Source organism: Sphingobium sp. VMM (assembly GCF_056790315.1).
Window position 1 is genome coordinate 39731 of sequence record NZ_JBXGSI010000018.1, and the last position, 22630, is coordinate 62360.

Genomic DNA, 22630 nt, shown 5'->3' on the forward strand with positions numbered 1-22630 from the left:
CATCCAGTATGATGAAGCATTCTCAATATTAATGATTATAGTCCGGCCCGCCCAATCCCAAGCACTCTCATTCCGGCATAATATAAGTTCGCACGCGGAAAATCCGGATCCTATTCTTCTTGTGCCGCAATCCAGCGGCTACAAGGAGTAGACGAAATGGAACGCAACAGCGAAGACCGCCGTGACGACGTCGTCGAACTCGGCGCGGTGAGCGTCGAAACCAAGGGCATCTCCGGTGGAACGGTCGATGCGCCTGCCGGCCAGGGCCTTGCCGGTATCCTCGACGACTGATCTACCCTGGCGCATTCCCGGCCGGGGATGCGCCAGGCTCCGTAACCCGCAAACCGCGAGGCAGGCTTTGCCTGCGACGCTCGCATGCAGGGAGCCAGAATGCACCATGGCCCGCGCGGACATAAATTGGTGCGATGTCGGAGGGCGGATCGTCGTCATCGACGTTGCGCGCGACATCTACCTCCAATTGCCTCAGCATCTGGTCGAGGCCTTCCACGCCCTGCGACATGGCGGCGCCCGTGCCGATGATCCCGCCAATCGGTTCGAGGCGCTCGCCCGGATCGGCCTTTGCGACGCGGATTTCGGCCGCCCTGCGGAGCCGAGCCATATCGCGGTACCTGCGCAGGATGCGCCGCCGGCCGCCACAGCGGACGTACAGCGCCGACCCCTTGTGACAGGGGCGACAGGGGCGGCGATCGTGCGGATCATCACCATGCGCCTTGCGGTGCGCCTCATTCCCCTGCGCCTCCTCATCCGGTGGGCCCGCCGCCTCCAGTCCCGCCCGTCGGTGCCCATGACGCCAGGCCAGGCAGCAGCCAGAACCGCGCTATTCGTGCGGGCGCGGCTGCTCGTCCCGGCGCGCGACACCTGCCTCCCCGATTCGATGGCGCTACTGCATTTCCTGCGGTCGCGAAACATGGCCTGCCGCCTCGTGCTCGGCGTGCGCCTCGACCCGTTCGAGGCGCATTGCTGGGTCCAGGATCATGACATGATCCTGGGTGACACGCATGAGCGGGTCGCGTGCTTCACGCCGATCCTGCAGCTATGATGCTTGGCGCCTATCTCGGCGTGGTGACGCTGGAGCGCGACCGGCCGGCCCCGGCCCGAACCGCGGCCGATGCGGTTGCAGAGCGGCTGGGCCTGGCGCCCTGTGCCGTCTCGAGCGCTCACGCCTTGTTCGCGACAGGTCCGACCCAGAGCATCGGCGGCGTTCCTGCAGACATTCACATAGTGGGGCCGGCCTTTCCGCGCGTACCGGGCGGATCACCGTTCATAGGGGTCGTCGATTCCAACGCCGCGCCCGCTGCCTTTCTCGAAGCGATCGAAGCGCGGTGGGGCGCTTTCGTGGCCTGGACCGGCATCGAGGGAGCGGATGCGGTGTGTATCTATCGCGATCCGTCCGCGCGCTGCCCCTGCTATTACAGGCGCGGGGGCAGCGAACTGGTGATCGCGTCCCACTTGCCGTTCATCGAGGCACTTACCGGTCGCGCCGATGCGATCCACTGGCCTGTCGTCGAAGACGAACTGCTCTATCCAGACCTGGTGGGACGGGAGAGCGCCCTTGTCGGCATCAAGGAGGTTCTGCCAGGCGAGATGCTGCATATCGGGCCCGAGGGCGTCTATCATCATGCGCTATGGAGCCCGGCCAAGTTCATCGACGCCGCAGCCCTCCCGTCTTTCGCACAGGCCCAGGACGAGGTCGCGCGGGCGGTGGACAGCGCCTGCCACCACTGGTCGCGGCAGGTCGGTCCGGTGGCGCTGACGTTGAGCGGTGGGCTTGATTCCTCGGTGCTCGCCGCGGCGCTCCCCGGCTTGCGCCATGCGATTACCCTGGTAAGCGGCACAGGGAGCGGCGATGAACGCGCATTTGCCAGCGAGGTATGCCGGCATCTCGACCTGCAGTCGCATCAACTGGACCTTTCCCCAGCCGACGTCGCCCTGTCCGCGTCGAGCGCGGCGCAGCGCCCACGGCCCTCCACGCGCGCCTTCACGCAAAGCCTCGTCAAGCATGGCAGCGCTGTCGCCCATGAGGTCGGCGCAAGGGCGATCGCCTATGGCAGCGGCGGTGACAATGTCTTCTGCTTCCTGCGCTCGGCAACGCCGGCAAGCGACAGGATGGCCGCCCACGGAGTGGGGGCGGAATATTGGCGCACGGTAATGGAGGTCGCCGCGGTAACCGAATGCTCGCCCTTCCTGATCGCGCGGCGAGCGCTGCAAAAGCATCTGCGCCGCCGTCGGGCCTGGACATGGCCCCGGGACGAGCGCCTGCTCGCCTCCGGGCTGATCGAGGCCCGCGCGTCTCATCCGCCGCATCCCTGGATCAACGAGTTCGCAGACCTTCCCGTCGGAAAGCGCGAGCATGTCGCGGCGATCATGCGCGGCCTAGCCCTTGTCGACTATCTCGATGGTGCGGACGGCCTGCCGGTTATCTATCCGCTCCTGTCGCAGCCGGTGATGGAGGCCTGCCTGCGGCAGCCGACATGGCTCTGGTCCGAGGATGGCATGAACCGGGCGATCGCGCGCCGCGCCTATGCCCCCAAGCTCCCGGCCAGGATCATCCAGCGCGCCTCTAAGGGCGGTTTCACCAGCCTCGTGCGAAGCCTTTATCTCCGCAACCTCGCTACTATCCGCGCAATGCTGCTCGAGGGCGAATTGTGCGCGCGCGGGATCGTGGACCGGCCGGCACTGGAGGCCAGTCTTGCGACGGTGCCGGACGCGGGAGATCTTCTCTATGTGCGGATCATGCGGTTCGTGGATGTCGAAGCCTGGCTCGCTGCCCGTCGCGGCTGACCCTGCTTACGCTCAGGGCGCTGCACCCTCGCTCGGCTTGAACCAGCGCTGGAACCAGGCGAGGTTGCGCTCATAGACGGCGAGCCGATGGGCCGGCTGCAGCTTGACATGGCCCTCGCCCGAAAAGACGTACATCTCGGTTGGCCAGCCGGCATTCTTGACTGCCGCGTAGGTCGGCAATGCGAAGCGGAACTCCTCCTCGCCCGCCTGGATGAGCAAGGGAACCGGCGGCAGCGCCCCAAGATTGGGCGCCAGCGACCCCTGCTTCCAGAAGTCGGGACGATCCTCGTTGAACCTTGGATAGCCCGACTTCGCATACCAGTCCTCGAATCCAGGGCCGAGACTGGCCATCATCGCCGGATCCTCGCAGCAGGTGCTGAGCGCGACGGCCTTGAACAGGCGCGAATGGATGAGCGCGAAGGTCGCTGTGGAGGCGCCGTCGCTTTGCCCGGTGATGCCGATGCGGGCGGGATCGGCGATGCCCCGCGCGATCAGGCGCTCGACGATGATTTCGAGGGAGGACTGGACGCTGCGCCGATCCAGCCCGTCCTTCTGGTTGGCCTGGAGGAAGGCGAAAAGATCGAGCGGCTTTCCCTGGAGGGCGTACCAGGGCGGCCGATTGAAGCTCAGGACGGCAAAGCCATTGGCCGCGAACAGCTGGATCGGGAATTCGTCAGCGGTCCCGCCGCGCAGGAAGCCGCGCGATTCATATTGGACGACAATGAGCGGCACAGGGTGGCCGGGGCGATAAGTGGAAGGAAGGACGAGGTCGGCGAAGGTCTCGATGCCAAATGCATTGCGCCAGACCAGGCGCTCGGGGGGACGAAGCCGGATCGCGGCAAATTCGGGATTGGGATCGTAGATCGTGCGGACCTTGGCCGTGTCCACATCGACGCCGATCACATGGCGGGGCGCAGTTCCGCCCTCCGCCGTGCAGACCAACTCCTGAGGCCCAAGCTGGCAGCCCAGCCAGGGATCATTGGTGCCAAGCAGCCGCCGAGGTGCGCCTGCGCCGAGGTCCCAGCGCATCAGGGCCAGTTCGCTGCGCGCCACGCCTTGTCGCTTGAGGAACAGGATCGTGCGATCATCGCGCTTCCACAGGCCGATCACGTCGCTGCAGACCTGCTGCGGGCAAGGCAGTTCGCGGCCGTTCACCGAGACATGGAGAATATTGGGCTTGAACAAGGCATCGGGATTGGCCGGTGCCAGCCAGGCACGATCCGCGCCGCTGCCCAGCGGCAGGGCCTGGATCGCCCCAGTCGGCCAGCCAGGCGTGCCCGCCGGCTCCAGGACGAGGCGCTGCGCATCGCTTGCCGGGCGCACGGTTCGATCCGCCAGCGTGATGACCTCGGCCCGGCTCGGGATCGGGGATGGCGGGTGCGGCCGGCCACCGGCCAGGGGCCAGAAACGCAGGTCGTAGCGCCATCCGCCTGGCGCCTCGCTGTCGATCCGCCGCTCCGCGTCGATCAGGCCGGCGCGACTGGAATAGACGATCGCCTCGCCGTCTGGCAGCCACTGGAAATCGTCGATCGACACATTCGCATGCGTCAGTTGCATCTCTTCCGTCCCATCGGCGCGAACGAGATACAGCTGCATGATACCGCCCACCGCCTTGGTGAACGCCAGAAGCTTGCCATCGGGCGCCCAGCGCAGGACCGAGGGCACGGGCGCGCCTGCCACAAGGCCGGAAAAGCCATATTTGTCGAAGGAGAGCCGGATGACCTCGCCGCCATCGGCGACGATCCGGGGCGGCGCGGCGCTCCCGGTCTCCTTCACCAGGATGCCGGTGCAGTAGCGGTTGGACGAAGGGTCGCCGCGACGAAGCTGCAATGCCACATGCCGGCCGTCAGGCGACAGCGCCGCCGGGGGGCCCGGATAGCTATCGAACTGCATGCCCCCGAAATCGCGGAGGCGAACAAGGTCGAGCGCGTTGATCTCGCGCCGGGCCTCCGCCGGTGCCGCGGCGGGCGGCAGCAGGTCGCAGGGCGGCTGGCTTGCCCGGGATGCGACCGGCACCAGCGCCATGCCAAGGGCAAGGCCGCCAAGGGCGATATGTCGCTTCCCTCCGCATGCGCGGCCAACGAAGCGACGACCCCGCCGTCGCGCCGCCACTTGCGTCGATCCAGCTGCGGGAAGATCAGGACCCGTCATCGCTCACCACTCCTTGGTCAGCGAGACGCTGATGAAGCGACCGATCGCGGACTGGTTGGTGGAATCGTAGCTGACATAATAGTTCGCCACCGCGCGCGCATAGGCAGGTTTGTCATTGAGAAGGTTGCGGACGGCCAGCGCGAAGCCGACGCCCGGGACCAGCCCTTCCTGCGATGGGCGGTAGACAAGCGCGAGATCGAAGGTCGTCTGCGATCCGACCCGGACGGCCGGGCTATTGCGGGTGTCGTCCACCCCGCCGGTATGGTTGGCAAAGGCGGATGCGCTCAGGGGGCCGCGCGTCCATGTCGCTCCGGCTCGGCCCCGCCAGTGCGGCGGGTTGAAGATCGTCCCGGCAAGCTCGGTATAAGGCAGCGACGGGTCGAGCCTCTGGCGTGACTGCAGCCAGGACGCCGAGCCTGCCAGAGACAGTTTGTCGCCACTATCGAGCTCAGCATCATAACGGGCCATGAGGTCGACGCCGCGGATCTTCTGCCGCGCGACATTGAAGAAGCTGTTGTAGACGGCGGCGACGACTGCATCCGGGTCGTAGGCCCGCCCCGAATAGTTGAAGAGCGGGACGGGCGATGCGGCGATCAGCGCCGCTTGCTGCTCGGTATCAGGATAGGGATCGACAAAATCGTCGAGGGTCAGCCGGCCGAGCGCGTTGTAGAAGTCGGTGCCCTGGAACGGCTGCGCCACCCGGTCGCGATAGGCGATCTCGAAATAGCTCGCCTCCAGCCGCAGCCCGGAAACGGCGCGGGGATGGGCGGCAAGGGTCGCCGACCAGGAGGTCGCGCGCTCGGGCTTTAGCGCCCGGTTGCCGCCATTGGTGAACAGCGCGGTCGCGCCCGCCGGGTAGCCCGAACCACCCAGGGTCGTCGCGTCATATAGAAAGGCATATTGGGGCTGGTACTGCTGGTAAAGCGTTGCCGCCTTGAAGGATTTGCCCCAGGATGCCTTGAGGTCCAGGTCCGGGCTCGGCGCATAGATCAAGCCCAGCTTGGGTGTCAGCACGTCGTCGATACCGGGATATTTCTCGTAGCGCAGCGCGCCGGTGAGCGACAGGCGATGGATCGCGGCGACCGCCTGTCCTGGCGAGACCAGCGGGACGTAGATTTCGCCGAAGCCATAATAGCTGTCCTGGTGGACGTCGATCGGCTCGGGCAGGCTGGTGGAGCGGTTGAGATAGCCATTGTCGCGATAGCCGGCGCCGCCGGCGAACCTTACCGTGCCGGCGGGCAGGTCGAACAAGTCGCCCTGCGATGTCGTTTCGAGGGACTTGACCTTATTGCAGTAGCAATAGGGATAGGCGCTGACCGCGCCGGCCGCGGTGGTGGTGAACTGCCTGGTGTCGGTATGGTCCTCGCCATAGACGCCACTGATGGCAAAGGAGAGCGAGGGCGTTGCCTGGAAAGACAGCGACGGCGCGATCGCGAAGGACTGGTTGGTCGGCTCGGTCGTGTAGCGCGACCCGCCAGGCACCTGCAGGACGGTGGGAGCGCGCCGCCAATTATAGAGGCTGTCGATACTGAAGGTGAGGTCGGGAGAGAGCGCATGGTGCAGGCTCAGCACCGCACTGTGCCGCTTCACGGCAGGCAGCAAGGTCGTGTTGCCCGGCATATATTGGGTATAGCTGCGCTGCCGGGCGGTGATCGCGGTGTCGCGCTCGAAATCATAGGTCGCCATGAGGCCGCCGCCGTTCCAGGTCGTTCCCGCGACGAGGCTGTATTGCTGCTGCGTATTGCCGCCATCGGTCGCGGAACCAAGCCGCGCAGTGGCGGAGGCGCCTTCATAGTCCTTGCGCAGAATGATGTTGGCGACGCCGCCCACCGCATCCGAGCCGTAGAGCGCCGAGGCACCGTCAGCGACGATCTCGATGCGATCGACCGCGGCAAGCGGGATGGCATTGACGTCGATGGCCTGGGTGAAGGAGCCATAGGCGAGGCGATGGCCGTTGAGCAGGGTCAATGTCGCGTCTGGCCCGAGGCCGCGCAGATTGATGCTCGAGCCCGAATTCTGGTTGTTGTTGCTGCCGGGCGCGCCTGGCGCCACGCCCGGGTTCTGGCCACCACCAAAGCTCTGCGGCAGGGTGCGCACCGCCTCGCCGAGGTCGGTCTGGCCGGCCTGGGCGATTTCGCGGCTGCTCAGGACGGTGACCGGCGAGGCCGGCGGCGCTCCGCGAATGCGCGACCCTGTCACCAGGATCGCGGCATCCTCACCATGTTGGGCCGCTGCGGCTTGCGGCGCCTGCGATCGCCCCACGACGAGGACCGTGCCATCCCGCTCGACCGTAGACAGGCCGCTGCCAGCCAGCAGCGTGTCGAGTGCCTCTTTGAACGTATAGGCGCCGTCGAGAGCAGCGGCGGACTTGCCGGCGACCGCGTCGGAGGTGAAGATGATCTCGCGCCGGGCGGCGCTGCCGAGCGCTCGCAGCGCATCGCCGAGCCCCTGGGCAGGCAGGTGCAACTCCTGGCGTGGTTCCTGCGCCCCGACCGGAACGGCCAGCGCCCACAGGCTCGCCGCCAGGAAAAATGCACTCGTTCTCTTGTTGCTCATGGATACCCCCTTGTCCCGTTGCAGGCTGTTCAGGGGCATCCATGCCGGTCAGGCGAAATTTATGAGGGCGGGCACGAATTTTTTTCGTGCGCAGCGCAGCGTCGCCCAAGTGCGATGCCTGACGGGCCTTGGACGAGGGAGAGATCGAGCAGTTCTGCAAGGTTTGCGGCGAGGCGCGCGGGCTCGCGGACGCGGAAGATGCCCGAGACGCGCAGGTCGCCGAGCCCGGGCTCGGCCAGGACCAAAGGCCTGTCGGCATAGCGGTTCGCCTCCGCCAGCAGATCGCGCAGCGGCACGTTCCTGAAATCGCGCAGGTCACTCGGCCAGTCGGCCTGGACCACCGGGATTGCCTGAAGCGCCACTCCCTTCCCCCCACCGATCGCGATGCCATGGCCGGCGGTGAGGCGCGTCACCTCTCCGCTGTTTCGGGGCGATCCTGCGGCCGTGCCCATGGCGGGCTGGCGGACATCGACCTGGCCTTCGATAAGCGCGACGGTTGCGCCCTGGGCACGAAGCGTCACATCGAAGATGGTGCCGCGCGCGAGGACAGAGCCCCCGCCGGCCGCGACGACGAACGGTCGGGGCTCATGCGCGACGACAAAGCGCGCCCGCCCACGCAGCAGCGACAGGTCGCGCCGCTCGGCCGAGAGGATGACGCGCACGCGGCTGTCGGCATCGAGGATCAGGCGGGATCCGTCGGCCAGCCGGAATGCCCGCACTTCCCCGGGCGACGTGGCGAGGCTCGCCTCGGCGACCGGTGCCCTGCCCGTTCCGTCCGCCTGGATGAGCGGATGGCCCGGGCCAATCGCGCGCATCGCAGCCACGGTCAGGCCGACCAGCATGGGAACGGACACAAGAAGGAGCAGCAGCATGAGGAGCGGGCTCCCCATCATCCGGGCAAGCAGCATGGGCTGTCTCGCGGGACGGCGTGCATCCGGGACCTCGACGGCGGGCTTGAGCCCTTTCCCGAGGCTGAACACCTCGCTGATATGGCTATAGGCCTGGCGATGCGCCGGATCGGCGGCAAGCCAGGTCTCGAACTCCATGCGCTGCGTCTCGGCTTCGGGACCGCGCATGAGAGCGAACCACATGGCAGCGTCCTCGCGCAGTTCGGGCGTTCGCGATCCATCCATCTGTGTCATTCGGTTTCAAGAGCCGTGGAGATTTGTGCCAGTGCCCGCCCGACATGATATTGGACGGTGGGAATGGAGATGCCGAGCCGCTCGGCGATCTCGCGATAGGTCAGTTCGTCGAGGCGGTGAAGCAGGAATGCCTCGCGGGTCCGGTCGGGAAGGCGCTGCACGGCATCCTCGTAGCGCGCCATGAGGTCGGCATGCGCGAGGGCTTCCTCCTGGGCAGGCGGCACTGCGATGTCGGCTTCCTCGCCGATGGCGACATGGGCGGCGGCCATGCGGCGCGCGCGGCGGCGGCTCCGTTCGAACAGGAGATTGCGTGCGATGCGCTGGAGATAGGGCGCCGGGTTGGCCAGGCCCTCGCGCGCCATGAAGGCGGCGAGCCGCGCGAAGGCTTCCTGCACGAGATCGGGCGCCTCGTCCGCCTCGCCGATGCGACGACGAAAGTAGCGGGTGAGGCGCGGCGCCTCCGCCCGGTAAAGCCCCTCGATCCTGTTGGACTTGCCGCCAATTTCGTGCGCGTCTTCACCGGGGTCTTGGTCGGCGGGTTGCACAGCGATGCGGCGTTCGCCGGCAAGCGCCCGGGCATGTCGCATTGGCATGGAAACGCACGACCTCGTCGGGCCAGCAGTCGTCGCGCCCCGGGGCGGTCCGGGGTTGGCGAGAGCTAGCGACGCGCGAGGTCTTTAGAAAAACCCCTGCCACCCGACCGCAGGGACGGATGTAGTGATGCCTGGCAGAACAGGAGGGAGGCGGGTGCCGGCGATCAACGCCTCCGGAACCCATGATAGCCAAAGGTGCGAAGGGCGCAAGACGCCGGCTCAAGCCTGGTCGGTAACGGCCCTGCGCAATTCGGCGATGCGCGACTGGCACAAGGCATGGACGCGCTGTCCAAGGACCTCGGCATGGCCGGCGAGCCATTCCAGGTCCTCGCGGCTGATCCTGTAATGGCGCGAATAGCGGCCCTTGCGATAGGCGTCCTTCAATTTCTGGTAGAGCGCGCGCTCCCGCCGCGTACCGCGCGGCCAGACGTCGAAGAGGCTGCGATCGATATCCTCGGCAAGGTCCCGCAGAAACAGAATATTGTGATCGTAAGGGGTATAGAAAGTGAAAGTAAGCAATAGGCCCTGGTAGAGATTCTCAACCGTTTGATGAAGGAGAAACGCCGCCAAATTGAAATGCTCACGGCGCATGGCGTCTTGGTAACCGCCAAAAAATTCTGCTGCGTCAGCCATATATTCGGCGAAATAATCCTCTGCAGCCGCCAAGGCCATGTCCGGCGTCTTGGGAACCGGCGTCTTCAGCGGTCGATCGTCGGATTCGTAGAGAAGGATGCCGTCGTTGAGGATATTCATGAAAAACAGTCGGCCATGCGCCAGCCCGTCGTTCACCTCCTGCAGCGAGTGGACAATGAAATTGGCGGGCGTGCCAAGGGTCTTCTCGAAATTATAGGCGGTGACGATCCGCTGGTCGGTCTCGTCCCAATAGGTTGCACGATCCGTCAGGTCCTTCTGGTTGACGACCACCAGCAGGTCATAGTCGGACTTGTACCGGTTGGCATCGAGCGGGGCATCCACCCAGTCGCCGCGTGCATAGGATCCGAACAATATGATCTTGAGGATCCGGCCGGACTTGCGCCGCCCCGTCGCCGCGACGGTGGCGTCGCGAAGCCCCTGAAACAGCATTTCAACGACAAGGTCCAGCTCGCGCTGCTTGTGTAGCGGCAGATGATCGAGATCGCTCCGCATGGCTCAGGCTTGGCGCGCTCTGCCAAGGGAGGGGACGGCGATGCGCAAAGCGTGCGAACTCCAAATGCGTGGGCGGGACCGGTTGCTATGCAGGCCAGGCAAACAAGCGGCACAAATATAGAACGGGAAAGCGTCGAAGCACAAGGTTGGAGGCGGCCGCTGCAAAAGCGATTCAAGATCCGTCCCCGATCGACAGCGACCGGCCGATTGGCGTTCAGGACATCGCGGCGAGGCCGTTCTGCCGCCGCGGGCCGGCGCCGTCCACGCGATCGATCTTCTCCGCGACGCGAGGTGATCGGCATGGACCAGACGGGATCGGCGACTGCCGCCGCGTGAAATTCCAAGCCTGCCGGTTGGCGTGCCCCTGTTCCTGCGCATCGAAGGCGGCACGGGCATTGGCCGTCAGTGGGCCGGGATGATGCCATCGATCGCCAGGCGGTAGCGAACTGCAAGTGCGATTCGCCGCCCCAACTTGGCGCCGGTCCGAAACCGGTCGCCGGGGACCGCGAGGAGATGCCTCGCGATACCAGCGACGCCCTGACGCCAGAGCCGTTCTTCAGTGAACCTATGCCCTAGCCCGCGGTCATTTCCCGGACCGGGGCGGAGGCCTGCATGACCCCGACAAAGCTACTCATAGGACAGATCCTCATAGTGCTCGCGATCATCCTCGCGGGCATCTGGACCGCCACGCAATGGGCCGCGGCGCAGCTCGCTTATCAGCCGGAGCTTGGCGCCCCCTGGTTCGCCTTGCTGGGCCAGCCGATTTATCACCCCTGGTCGATCTTTGCCTGGTGGTTTTCATTCGATGCCTATGCGCCCATCGTCTTCGACAAGGCGGGTGGCATCGCAGCCGCTGGCGGCTTCGTCGGCTGCGGCGCGGCGATCTTCGGTTCGATATGGCGCGCGCGCCAGTCCAAAAACCTGACCACCTATGGCTCGGCCCGCTGGGCGACGCACCGGGACATCAAGGGTGCCGGGCTCCTCGACCAGCACGGCGTCATGCTGGGGCGCATCGATCGCGATGACTTGCGCCACGATGGCCCCGAACATGTCATGGCATTCGCGCCCACCCGATCGGGCAAGGGAGTCGGCCTTGTCATTCCAACCCTGCTTTCCTGGACCGGCTCTTGCCTCGTACACGACATCAAGGGCGAGAACTGGCAACTGACCGCCGGCTGGCGCGCCCGCTTCTCGCACTGCCTGCTGTTCAATCCGACCGACGCTCGCTCGGCGCGCTACAATCCGCTGCTCGAGGTCCGGCGCGGGGTGAACGAAGTCCGCGACGTCCAGAATATCGCCGACATCCTGGTGGATCCCGAGGGTGCGCTGGAGCGTCGCAACCACTGGGAGAAGACCAGCCATTCGCTGCTGGTCGGCGCCATCCTCCATGTCCTCTATGCCGAGGAAGAGAAGACACTCGCCAACGTCGCTTGCCTTCTGTCGGACCCGCAACGCAGCTTCGCCGCGACCCTGCGAAGGATGATGGCCACCAACCATCTCGGTACGGCGGATGCGCCGCTGGTCCATCCCGTGGTCGCCTCTGCGGCCCGTGAACTGCTCAACAAGAGCGAGAACGAACGCTCCGGCGTGCTGTCGACCGCCATGTCGTCTCTCGGCCTTTATCGAGACCCGACCGTCGCTGCAGTAACCGCCGCCTCGGACTGGCGCATCGCCGATCTCGTCGGAGCGGCGCATCCGATCTCGCTCTACCTTGTGGTGCCGCCGTCCGACATCAGCCGCACCAAGCCGCTTGTTCGCCTTATCCTCAACCAGATCGGCCGCCGGTTGACCGAGGAATTGCACGGCGTCGGCAATGACGGCGAGGCCGCACAGGGCCGACATCGGTTGCTGATGATGCTCGACGAGTTCCCGGCGCTGGGAAGGCTCGACTTCTTCGAGACGAGCCTCGCGTTCCTGGCGGGCTACGGGGTTCGCGCCTTCCTGATCGCGCAGAGCCTGAACCAGATCGAGAAGGCTTATGGCGAACACAACGCCATCCTCGACAATTGCCATGTGCGCGTCGCCTTTGCCACCAATGACGAGCGAACTGCCAAGCGGATTTCGGACGCGCTCGGTACGGCGACCGAACAGCGCGCGATGCGCAACTATGCGGGGCACCGGCTCGCTCCCTGGCTGGCGCACGTCATGGTCAGCCGCCAGGAGACTGCGCGGGCCCTCCTGACGCCCGGCGAGGTGATGCAGCTTGCGCCCACGGATGGGCTGGTCCTGATCTCTGGACAGCCTCCGATACGCGTGAAGAAGCTGCGCTATTACGAGGATCGCCGCTTCACAGAGCGGCTCTCGCCTGCACCGATACTGGATGGTGCCGGCTATCGTGACCTTCCGGCAGCTCGCCCGGATGACTGGGCTGGACAGGTTCGCGGCGCCGACATTCGCCTCTCTGCCGGCAATGATGCCGATGAAGGAGCCGACGCCGGCGGCCTCGAGCAGGCGCGTCACCCCGCGCACGACATCGAACCAGCGGTCGTCATCGAGCCAGAGGTCGCCGACCCCCTGGGCCTTGGCGAAGGCGATGGCGATCAGGCCGCCTCTGCCCAAGCGATGGAACGGGTCCAGCAGCTCGGCACCGTGCGCACGGTCTACGGCCTCGATGCCGCCTCGGATCGCCCCGACGACCTCCAATTGGGATTTTGATCATGGAGAAGATCCGCCATCAGCTGTTCCTGCCCAAGCCGCTGTCCGATCGGCTGGAAGCGCTCGCCGCCAGGCCCGGCGCCAGCAAGTCGGCCATCCTCGTCGATGCAGTCACTGCCTGGCTCAATCGCCGGGGTGCATCGGAGCTGGAGGATCGGTTCGCGATCCGCCTCGACCGGCTCACGCAGGCGATCGGCCGGGTCGATCGCGACACCTATGTGATCCTCGAGACGCTCGCCCTCTTCATCCGGTTCGAACTCGCGATCCAGACGCCGCTCGCCGAAAACGACCAGGCGGGTCGGGCGCTCGGTGCCAAGAGGTTCGAAGCCTTCGTGACCCAGGTCGGACGGCAAGTCTCGACCGGGCGGCGCACCCTGGCCGGTTCTTTGGAGAATGGCGAATGAGCGGCCGCCCAGACACCGCAGGGCCGGCAACCTCGGCTGAGCGCCGTCGCCGGATGCTGATCACGGCGCTAGGCCGCGACATTGCCGCCGCGATGCGCGACAGCCAAGTCACCGAGATCATGGTGAACCCCGACGGGGCGCTGCGGCTCGACCGTCTCGGCGAAGGCCGTATCGATACCGAGGTTCGCATCGAACCGGACCAGGTCGAGCGGATCATCCGGCTGGTGGCGAGCCATGTCCGTGCCGAGGTCCATGCCGAGCACCCGATCCTATCGGCCGAGCTGCCGCCGCATATTGAGGGCTGCGCCGGCGAACGCTTCGAAGGCGTGCTGCCTCCAGTGTCGTCCGCACCCTGTTTCTCCATCCGCAAGCCTGCCACGAGGCTGCACACGCTCGACGACTATATCGCCGATGGGTTGATGTCGGAGGCGCAGGCAGACGCCCTGCGCACCGCTGTCACCCAGCGCTGCAACATCCTCGTCGCCGGAGGCACCAGCTCGGGCAAGACGACCCTCGCCAATGCGCTGCTCGCCGAGATGGCGCCAGAACAGTCGGGGCTCGATAGCCGCGTCATCCTCATCGAGGACACGCGCGAACTGCAATGCCCGCTGCCCGACACGGTGGCGCTCCGTACCCGACCGCCGCATGTGTCGATGACCGAACTGGTACGCTCGACCATGCGCCTGCGTCCCGATCGCATAGTGGTCGGCGAGGTGCGCGGCCCCGAAGCGCTCGACATGCTCAAGGCCTGGAACACCGGTCACCCCGGCGGGATCGCGACGGTCCACGCCAACAGCGCCGTCGCCGCGCTCTACCGCATCGAACAGTTGGTGCAGGAGGCGGTCGTCACCGTGCCGCGCCGACTGGTCGCCGAGGCGATCGACATCATCGTCTTCATCTCCGGGCGCGGCATCAACCGCCGCGTCTCGAAGATCGCGCGTGTCGCCGGGCTCGACCCCGACACCGGCGCCTACGCGCTCGCCGATCTTCCCAAGCTCAATCCCCCCAAGTCCAGCCCGAAGGAGATCTGACCCATGACCTTTGCCCCCAATCCCCGCCGCATCGCCAACCGCTCGTCGCTTGTCGGCGCCGCGATCGGCCTCGCGCTGACGCTCGCCGCTCAGGTCCAGGCGGCCGGCTCCGGCATGCCGTGGGAAGAACCACTGCAGCAGGTGCTGGAATCCGTGCAGGGCCCGGTAGCCAAGATCGTCGCCGTGATCATCATTATCGTGACCGGCCTGACACTCGCTTTCGGCGAGAGTGCGGGCGGGTTCCGGCGGCTCATACAGATCGTCTTTGGTCTCTCCATCGCCTTTGCCGCCTCGAGCTTCTTCCTGTCCTTCTTCAGCTTCGGCGGCGGAGCATTGATCTCGTGACTCGCACCATGTCCTCCGGAGCGGAGCATATCGACGGCTACGAGGTGCCGATCCACAGCGCGCTGGGTTCGCCGCTTCTGCTCGGCGGCGCACCGCGGGGCCTAGCGATCGTCAACGGCACGCTGGCGGCAGCGGTCGGCCTCGGCCTCCAGCAGTGGCTGGCCGGGGTGCTGCTCTGGGCCGTCGGCCATAGCATCGCCGTGATGGCCGCCCGCCGTGATCCCGATTTCGCGCCGGTCCTCCTGCGCCACATCCGCCAGAAGGGATATTTCGCATGCTGAGGCACCTAAAATGATGTTCCTGGGCGAATATCGCGCGTCCGCCGAGCGCCTTGCCGATCACCTGCCTTGGGCCGCGCTGGTGGCGCCCGGCGTGGTGCTCAACAAGGACGGCAGCTTTCTGCGGGTGCTTGCCTTCCGTGGTCCAGACCTCGAGTCCGCGACCGAGGCCGAGTTGGTCGCCGCCTGCGCGCGGGCGAACAATGTGCTCAAGCGATTCGGCAGCGGCTGGGCGCTATTCTTCGACGCGGAGCGGCGCGAGGCGCAGGCCTATCCCGACAGTAGCTTTGCCGATGCGGCGAGCTGGCTCGTCGATGGCGAGCGCCGAGCGGCCTTCGAGGCGGCGGGGACGCATTTCGAAAGCCGCTGTCACCTGTCCCTGACGTGGCTTCCGCCCGCAGATGCTACCGACCGTGCGGGGCGGAGCCTTGTGGAGCGGCCCGATGGCGAAAATACACGCGACTGGCGCGGCGCATTGGAAGGCTTCGTCGCCGAGACCGACCGCGTGCTCGACCTGCTCTGCGGCTTCATGCCGCAGGTGCGACCGCTCGACGATAGCGAGACGCTGACATTCCTGCATGGCGCGATCTCCGACCGTCATCATAGGGTCGCCGCGCCAGAAACGCCGATGTATCTCGACGGCATCCTCGCCGACACGCCGCTGGTCGGCGGGCTTGAACCGCGCCTTGGCGACCTGCATGTCCGTACGCTGACCATCCTCGGCTTCCCGAGCTTCAGCCGTCCCGGCATCCTCGATGCGCTCAACCACCAGGACTTTGGCTATCGCTGGGTCACGCGCTTCATTGCGCTCGACAAAAGCCAAGCGACCAAGACGCTCACCTCGCTCCGGCGCCAATGGTTCAACAAGCGCAAGTCCATCACCGCAATTCTCCGCGAGGTGCTCTATAATTCACCCGCGCAATTGCTCGACAGCGATGCCGACAACAAGGTGGCCGATGCCGACCAGGCGCTCCAGGTGCTTGGCGGCGACCATGTCGCATTCGGCTACCTGACCACGACGATCACGGTCAGGGACCGGAGCCGGACGGCGGTGGAGGACAAGGTCCGCGCCGTCGAGAGGATCGTCAACGGGCTTGGCTTCACCTGCGTCCGCGAGACCGTCAACGCGGTCGAGGCCTGGCTCTCCTCGTTGCCGGGCCAGACTTACGCCAATGTCCGGCAACCGCTGGTGCATACGCTCAATCTCGCGCACCTGATGCCGCTTTCGTCGGTGTGGGCCGGGCCGGTGCGCAATGGGCACCTCGACGGACCGCCATTGCTGGTTGCGAAGACCGCCGGCTCGACGCCGTTCCGGCTTTCCACCCATGTCGGTGATGTAGGGCACATGATGGTCGTCGGGCCGACGGGCGCCGGCAAGTCGGTGCTGCTGAGCCTCATCGCGCTGCAATTCCGCAGATACCCGCGCGCGCAGGTCTATATTTTCGACAAGGGTAACAGCGCGCGGGCGGCCGTACTGGCGATGGGCGGCGCCCATCACGCGCTCGGTTCGGCCGAGGCCGACGGCGAGACGCTCGCATTCCAGCCGCTTGCGAACATCGGGGATGCGGGCGAACGAAGCTGGGCAGCAGATTGGATCGCGGCGCTGCTCGCGCACGAGGGCTTGGTCGTAACGCCGGAAGTGAAAGACGCGATCTGGACCGCTCTCGGCAGCCTTGCTTCCGCGCCGCGCGAGGAGCGAACCCTGACCGGACTCGCGCTGCTGCTGCAGTCGAACGCGCTGCGCCTTGCGCTCCAGCCCTATACGCTCGAAGGCCCGCATGGCCGGCTGCTCGATGCCGCCGAACAGCATCTTAGCTTGGCCGACGTCCAGTGCTTCGAGACCGAGGCGCTGATGGGCCAGGCAGGCGCGGTCGCGCCCGTGCTGACCTATCTGTTTCACAGGCTGGAAGAGCGGTTCGACGGCCGCCCGACCTTGCTGATCCTCGATGAGGCCTGGATCTTCCTAGACCATCCGCTTTTCGCCGCCCGCATCCGGGAATGGCTGAAGGTGCTGCGCAAGAAGAATGTAGCTGTGCTGTTCGCGACGCAAAGCCTTGCAGACATTGCGGGCTCCGCGATCGCGCCGGCCATCATCGAAAGCTGCCCGCAGCGGATCCTGCTGCCCAACGATCGGGCGATCGAGCCGCAGGGTCATGACATCTACGCGCGCTTCGGCCTCAATGACCGGCAGGTCGAGCTGATCGCGCGGGCCACCCCCAAGCGCCACTATTACCTCCAGTCCGCACGCGGCAACCGGCTGTTCGAACTGGGGCTGGGCCCGATCGCGCTGGCCTTGTGCGGCTCGTCTGATCCCGCAGCGCAAGCCCGGATCGATGCGGTCCTCGCCGAGCATGGGCACGGCCGTTTCGCCGAAGCCTTCCTGCGCGATGCCGGCCTCAACTGGGCGGCCGATCTCGCCGCCGACTACCCCAGTCCTCCCGCTTCCCAAGCCCCCCAAGAAGGAGACAAGTAATGCGTGTCCTCACTCGAAAGCATGTGATCGCGACCGTCCTCGGCCTCGGCGCGTGCGGCGCGCTTGGCATGGGCGCGATGACGATAACGGCGAGCCCGGCACACGCCCAGTTCGGCGGCGTCGTGTTCGATCCGAGAAACTACGCGCAGAACATCCTGACCGCTGCACGCACGCTGCAGACCGTCAACCAGCAGATCCAGCAACTCCAGAACGAAGCGCAGATGCTGGTCAACATGGGCAAGAACCTGACGCGCATCGACTTCCCGCAGCTCGACGCCCTCAAGCGCAAGCTCACCGAAATCGACCGGCTGATGGGCCGCGCGCAGGCCATCGATTTCCGGGTCGAGCAGCTCGACGACAAGTTCCAGTCGCTGTTTCCCCAGGACTTTAGCTCGGTACTGCGCACCGATACCCGCGTACGCGACGCGCGGGGGCGCCTCGACGCCAGCATGGGCGCGTTCCGCCAGACGATGACCGTGCAGGCCCAGGTGGTCGAGAACATCCAGTCGGACACCGAGGCGCTGGCCGACATCGTCGTGCGCAGCCAGGGTGCCGAGGGATCGCTCCAGGTCAGCCAAGCGACGAACCAGCTTCTCGCGCTCACGGCCAAGCAGCAGTTCCAGCTCCAGCACATGATGGCCGCGCAGTTCCGCAGCGAGGCCATCGAGCAGGCGCGCCGGACAACGCAGGCGACGGAAGCACGTGCAGCGACGAAGAAGTTCCTCGGTTCCGGATCGGCCTACACGCCTGAATAGCCCCCTCGGGCTCCAGGCTGATCCGGTCCGCGGTCGGCGGCGCTCCCTCTCATGCCCTCGATCGCCGTCGTGGGGCGCGGTCCAGCTCCCCAGCCGCGCCCCGCGACACCTCTTCGCTCCATCAGGAAGGCAGTCAATTGAACGACCTCAATGTCATCGATCGCTTCCTTCAGGCGTTCATCACCTACATCGACAGTGGGTTCGGACTGCTTGGGCCTGATGTCGGGTTCCTGACCGCGACGCTGATCGGCATCGACATCACGCTTGCCGGACTGTTCTGGGCGATGGGCGGCGAGGACAATGTCATCGGCCGGTTCCTGCGCAAGATCCTGTACGTCGGCGCGTTCGCCTTCATCCTGAACAGCTTCTCTCGACTAGCCGACATCATCTTCCGCTCGTTCACGCAGGCTGGCCTTACGGCCGGTGGCGGGACGCTCTCGCCCGATGACCTGCTCAAGCCCGGGCGGCTTGCGGGGACGGGCTTCTCGGCCGCATGGCCACTGCTCGAACAGGCCAGCGAGATGGTCGGGTTCACGACCTTCTTCGACAATTTCCTGACGATCATGGTCCTGCTGTTCGCCTGGGCGCTGGTGATCGTCGCCTTCTTCATCCTTGCGGTGCAGATGTTCGTCTGCATCCTCGAGTTCAAGCTGACCACGCTGGCCGGCTTCATCCTCGTGCCTTTCGCGCTCTGGAACCGAACGAGTTTCCTTGCCGAGCGCGTGCTGGGCAACGTCGTCTCCTCCGGCATCAAGGTGATGGTGCTCGCCGTTATCGTCGGCATCGGTTCCAATTTCTTCACCGAGTTCACTGACGCGCTGCAAGGCCAGGAACCGGACATAGGGCAGGCCATGAGCCTCGTGCTCGCGAGCCTTTCCCTGTTTGGCCTGGGCATATTCGGTCCGGCGATCGCCTCGGGCCTGGTGTCGGGCGCACCCCAGCTTGGTGCCGGTGCAGCGCTCGGCACCGCCGTCGGTGCTGCCGGGGTGACGATGCTGGCCGGTGGTGCAGCCGTAGGCCGAGCGCGCGCTCTGGGTGGCGCTGCCCTGGGCGCTGTCCGCTCGGGCACGGCAATGGGGTCGGCCGCATCGACGGCCTATCAGCTTGGTCGCGAGACCGCTGCCACCCCCTCGGCCGGCGCGGGCCTCGGCGGTGTGGCACGCGCCGCGGGGAATGCCGCGCGGTCCCGCGTGAGCGGCGCCCTTGGCCTCGGCGAAGCCGCGGCCGGCGGCCGCCAGGCTGCCTGGGATGCGCTCAACCAAAGTCCACCGCCATCCAATCCAAGTGGACCGGGCGGCGGCGGGGAGGCCGGCGGGACGCCCGCCTGGGCGCGCGCAATGCGCGACCAGCAAACGAGCCGCCATCGCCAGAGCCAGGCGATCCACACGCTCCAGCAGGGCGACCGTGGCGGTGGATCCGCCACCCCGGACATCAAGGAAAGGAACGACTGAGCCATGTTCTTCAAGCGAACCGCACAGCGCTACGGGCGCACGCCACCTCCCGAGACGCCGTACCAGCGCGCCGGCCAAATCTGGGACGAGCGGATTGGCTCGGCACGGGTGCAGGCGCGAAACTGGCGGTTGATGGCATTTGGTTGCCTCGCGCTGACCGCTGGCACCTCGGCGGGTCTCGCTTGGCAATCCTTGCAGAGCCGGGTGACGCCCTATGTCGTCGAGGTGGATCGGCTGGGCGAGGCGCGCGCCGTGCTGGCGGCCGATGTCGCGTATCTTCCGACCGACGCACAGGTCGCCTGGCACCTCTCGCACTTCATCACCAACGTCCGGTCGGTGTCGCTCGACCCGGTGCTGATGCGCCGCGACTGGCTCGAGGCCTATGATTTCGTGACCAAGCGGGGCGCGCAGTTCCTCGGCGAATATGCCCGCTCAGCGTTGCCGTTCGCCAATATGGGGACACGTACGGTTTCGGTGCAGGTGACGAGCGTGGTCCGCGCCTCGGACAAGAGCTTCCAGGTGAAGTGGATCGAGACGACTTTCGAGCGCGGTTCGCAGACCGGGGTAAGCCGTTGGACCGCGATCCTCACCACCGTCACCCGCCCGCCGACCTCGGCCGATATGCTGCGCAAGAACCCGCTCGGCATCTACGTCAATGCGATCGACTGGAGCCGCGAACTCGACACGGCGCCCTCGCCGTCGCCGACACCCGCTGCGCGTCCTGCAACCGAGCCGCCGGCCAACCTCCCGCTCGCATCGCCTTTCCATCCCGCCCTCGGTGCCAACCAACCCGTACTGGTTCCCACGAACAAACAGGAGACCAACCCATGAATTATCTCATGCTGCCGGCGCTCGCCGGACTAATTGCGGCGAGCCCTGCGCTCGCCCAGGAACAAACCGTGCCATCGGTGCTGAGGAATGTGCAGGCGGCGATGCGGAGTGCGACAGTGCAACCGGCCGCGACTGGGTTCGTCAGCGGATCGCAAGTCTATACGTTCAGCGAGGGCACGATCTATCAGGTCTATGCCGCGCCGGGACTGGTGACCGACATCGCGCTCCAGCCTGGCGAAAACCTCGTCGCAGTTGCCAGCGGCGACACCGCGCGCTGGGTGATTGGTGATACGACCAGCGGTTCGGGCGCCGCCAAGCAGACCCATGTGCTGGTGAAACCCATCTCGGCCGGCCTGCTGACGAACCTGGTCATCACCACCGACAGGCGTGCCTATCATGTCGGGCTGGTCAGCACCGGAGGCACGGCCCTGCCGTCAATGCGCTGGACCTATCCGCAGGACGAGCTGATCGCGCTGCGCCGCAAGGCCGAAGCAACGCAGGCCGCGGTGCCGATTGCCAGCGGCCTCGCCATCGAACAGCTGCATTTCAACTATGCTATCCGCGGCGACCGGACGGCCTGGCGGCCGCTACGCGTGTTCGACGACGGGTCGAAGACTTATGTCGAGTTTCCAGCGTCGCTGGCGACCGGCGAGGCGCCGCCGCTGTTCGTGATCGGCACGGATGGCAAGGCCGAGTTGGTCAACTATCGTCTGCGCGAGCGATTCTATGTCGTCGATCGCATCTTCAATGCCGCCGAACTCCGGCTCGGCACGAAGAAACAGCAGGTGGTACACATTGATCGTGTGTCGCCTACCGCCAAGCGGAGGGGCACATGACCGATCTCGTCGCAGCTTCCCCGGAGTCTGCCGCGCCGCCGAAAGTCGATCCCGAAACTCTGTCGATCCGCTCGCGGCCCGCTCGCGCCATTCGGTTCAAGCGCGGCGCGATCATCGGTGCGGTGGCGCTTGGGTCGGCAAGCCTGATGGGCATCGCCTGGATGGCATTGAAGCCGCAAGTTTTCCGGCAGGTTGCCCAGGATAGCGAACTGTCGCAGCCGATGGCGAAGCCTGCCTCCGACGCGCTTTCAGGGCTGCCTAACAGCTACGGCGATGCGCCCAAGCTCGGCCCGCCACTGCCAGGCGATCTCGGGCGTCCGATCCTGCGCGCGCAGCAGCAAGCTGTGGCGACTGCGGCGCCCCAACATGTCGATACTGCAGAGGCTGCCCGGCAACAGCGCCTCGCCGATCTCAAGGCCGCGCGGGAGTCTGGTTTGATGGCGCACGTGTTGGGTGGGCCAACTGCCACTGTCTCTGCCTCGATCGATCCAACGCTGGCTGCTCCGAGCGCTCCGACGGCACCGCAGGCCGCGCCCGGCACGCGCAAGGAGCAATTCGCGTTCACGCGCGCCGATGGGCACATCAACTCTAATGGGCTGGTTGACCCCATATCGCCCAATAGCCTGCTTGCCGGCAGCGTGATTGCTGCCAGCCTCATCACTGGGCTGAACTCCGATTTGCCTGGCATGGTCACCGCTCAGGTGACACAGAACGTATTCGACACGGTCACTGGCAACATCCTGCTCGTGCCGCAAGGTGCCCGCCTGATTGGCAAGTACGACAGCGTGGTCGCGTTCGGGCAGCGACGCGCGTTCGTCATTTGGCAGCGGCTGATCCTGCCGAATGGCAGTTCTATCCAGTTCGACAATATGCCCGCCACGGATGCTGCTGGTTATGCGGGCGTTTCGGACAAAGTCGACTTCCACACATGGTCGCTGCTGAAGGGGGTGGCGATAGCGACCATGCTCGGGGTTGGCTCGGAACTGTCTATCTCAGGCGAGAGCGATCTCGTCCAGTCGATCCGCGAATCCGCGCAGTCGAACACCGCGCGCTCCGGCGACCATATCACGCAGCGCAACCTCGATATCCAGCCGACTATCACGATCCGTCCGGGTGCGCCGGTGCGCGTGCTGGTCACCCGCGATCTTGTGCTGGCACCCTGGCGGGAAAGGATAAGCTGA

At 66.1% G+C, this 22630-nt stretch carries 19 protein-coding genes; 14 read left to right on the top strand and 5 right to left on the bottom strand.

Features of this window, described 5'->3' with window-relative positions; translation table 11 throughout:
• The first annotated feature begins 156 nt into the window (after positions 1 to 156).
• The 3 genes from ACUCV3_RS20480 to ACUCV3_RS20490 all read left to right on the top strand — a co-directional run bounded on the left by ACUCV3_RS20480 (position 157) and on the right by ACUCV3_RS20490 (position 2802).
• On the top strand, positions 157 to 291 hold the full coding sequence (locus ACUCV3_RS20480) for a benenodin family lasso peptide (RefSeq protein WP_017502572.1): 135 nt from the start codon (positions 157 to 159) through the stop codon (positions 289 to 291).
• A 106-nt stretch (positions 292 to 397) separates the two neighbouring features.
• Positions 398 to 1060, top strand: coding sequence for a lasso peptide biosynthesis B2 protein (locus ACUCV3_RS20485; protein ID WP_482241065.1), 663 nt, complete (start codon positions 398 to 400; stop codon positions 1058 to 1060).
• Entirely contained in the window at positions 1033 to 2802 is a 1770-nt protein-coding gene (locus ACUCV3_RS20490; RefSeq protein WP_482241066.1) for an asparagine synthase-related protein, read from the top strand. The genes ACUCV3_RS20485 and ACUCV3_RS20490 overlap by 28 nt, the downstream gene beginning before the upstream one ends.
• A 12-nt stretch (positions 2803 to 2814) precedes the next feature.
• Here the strand turns inward: ACUCV3_RS20490 and ACUCV3_RS20495 are convergent, their stop codons facing one another.
• From ACUCV3_RS20495 to ACUCV3_RS20515, 5 genes are all read right to left on the bottom strand, one after another.
• Positions 2815 to 4827: an Atxe2 family lasso peptide isopeptidase gene (locus tag ACUCV3_RS20495; RefSeq protein ID WP_482241105.1), complete on the bottom strand. Its 2013-nt coding sequence runs from the start codon at positions 4825 to 4827 to the stop codon at positions 2815 to 2817.
• Positions 4828 to 4956: 129 nt separating this feature from the next.
• On the bottom strand, positions 4957 to 7509 hold the full coding sequence (locus tag ACUCV3_RS20500) for a TonB-dependent receptor domain-containing protein (RefSeq protein ID WP_482241067.1): 2553 nt from the start codon (positions 7507 to 7509) through the stop codon (positions 4957 to 4959).
• Between the two features lie 59 nt (positions 7510 to 7568).
• Positions 7569 to 8651, bottom strand: a complete 1083-nt coding sequence (locus ACUCV3_RS20505; RefSeq protein ID WP_482241068.1) for a FecR family protein — start codon at positions 8649 to 8651, stop codon at positions 7569 to 7571.
• Positions 8648 to 9238, bottom strand: a complete 591-nt coding sequence (locus ACUCV3_RS20510; RefSeq protein WP_482241069.1) for an RNA polymerase sigma factor — start codon at positions 9236 to 9238, stop codon at positions 8648 to 8650. The genes ACUCV3_RS20505 and ACUCV3_RS20510 overlap by 4 nt, the downstream gene beginning before the upstream one ends.
• A 225-nt stretch (positions 9239 to 9463) precedes the next feature.
• On the bottom strand, positions 9464 to 10390 hold the full coding sequence (locus ACUCV3_RS20515; RefSeq protein ID WP_482241070.1) for a HEPN domain-containing protein: 927 nt from the start codon (positions 10388 to 10390) through the stop codon (positions 9464 to 9466).
• Positions 10391 to 11002: 612 nt separating this feature from the next.
• On the opposite strand from ACUCV3_RS20515, the gene ACUCV3_RS20520 reads away from it, so the two are divergent.
• The 11 genes from ACUCV3_RS20520 (at position 11003) to ACUCV3_RS20570 (ending at position 22630) form a co-directional block, all read left to right on the top strand.
• Complete coding sequence (locus ACUCV3_RS20520) at positions 11003 to 13045, top strand: conjugal transfer protein TraG (protein ID WP_482241071.1); 2043 nt, start codon at positions 11003 to 11005, stop codon at positions 13043 to 13045.
• A gap of 2 nt (positions 13046 to 13047) precedes the next feature.
• Positions 13048 to 13449, top strand: coding sequence for a ribbon-helix-helix domain-containing protein (locus ACUCV3_RS20525; RefSeq protein ID WP_278393273.1), 402 nt, complete (start codon positions 13048 to 13050; stop codon positions 13447 to 13449).
• Entirely contained in the window at positions 13446 to 14480 is a 1035-nt protein-coding gene (gene trbB, locus ACUCV3_RS20530) for a P-type conjugative transfer ATPase TrbB (RefSeq protein ID WP_482241072.1), read from the top strand. The genes ACUCV3_RS20525 and trbB overlap by 4 nt, the downstream gene beginning before the upstream one ends.
• 3 nt (positions 14481 to 14483) lie before the next feature.
• The gene (locus tag ACUCV3_RS20535; RefSeq protein WP_482241073.1) at positions 14484 to 14825 is read left to right on the top strand and encodes a TrbC/VirB2 family type IV secretion system protein; all 342 of its coding nucleotides are present in this window, start codon (positions 14484 to 14486) and stop codon (positions 14823 to 14825) included.
• 8 nt (positions 14826 to 14833) lie between these two features.
• Positions 14834 to 15106, top strand: coding sequence for a VirB3 family type IV secretion system protein (locus ACUCV3_RS20540; RefSeq protein ID WP_048939123.1), 273 nt, complete (start codon positions 14834 to 14836; stop codon positions 15104 to 15106).
• A gap of 10 nt (positions 15107 to 15116) precedes the next feature.
• Positions 15117 to 17576: a conjugal transfer protein TrbE gene (trbE, locus tag ACUCV3_RS20545; RefSeq protein WP_482241074.1), complete on the top strand. Its 2460-nt coding sequence runs from the start codon at positions 15117 to 15119 to the stop codon at positions 17574 to 17576.
• Entirely contained in the window at positions 17576 to 18331 is a 756-nt protein-coding gene (trbJ, locus tag ACUCV3_RS20550) for a P-type conjugative transfer protein TrbJ (RefSeq protein WP_482241075.1), read from the top strand. Before trbE ends, trbJ begins: the two co-directional genes overlap by 1 nt.
• A 137-nt stretch (positions 18332 to 18468) precedes the next feature.
• Complete coding sequence (trbL, locus tag ACUCV3_RS20555; protein WP_482241076.1) at positions 18469 to 19782, top strand: P-type conjugative transfer protein TrbL; 1314 nt, start codon at positions 18469 to 18471, stop codon at positions 19780 to 19782.
• A gap of 3 nt (positions 19783 to 19785) precedes the next feature.
• Positions 19786 to 20613 carry a conjugal transfer protein TrbF gene (gene trbF / locus ACUCV3_RS20560; RefSeq protein ID WP_482241077.1) on the top strand — a complete coding sequence of 276 codons (828 nt, stop codon included), beginning with the start codon at positions 19786 to 19788 and terminating at the stop codon, positions 20611 to 20613.
• Entirely contained in the window at positions 20610 to 21449 is an 840-nt protein-coding gene (gene trbG / locus ACUCV3_RS20565) for a P-type conjugative transfer protein TrbG (RefSeq protein WP_482241078.1), read from the top strand. Before trbF ends, trbG begins: the two co-directional genes overlap by 4 nt.
• Positions 21446 to 22630: a TraB/TrbI/VirB10 family type IV secretion system protein gene (locus tag ACUCV3_RS20570; protein ID WP_482241079.1), complete on the top strand. Its 1185-nt coding sequence runs from the start codon at positions 21446 to 21448 to the stop codon at positions 22628 to 22630. The genes trbG and ACUCV3_RS20570 overlap by 4 nt, the downstream gene beginning before the upstream one ends.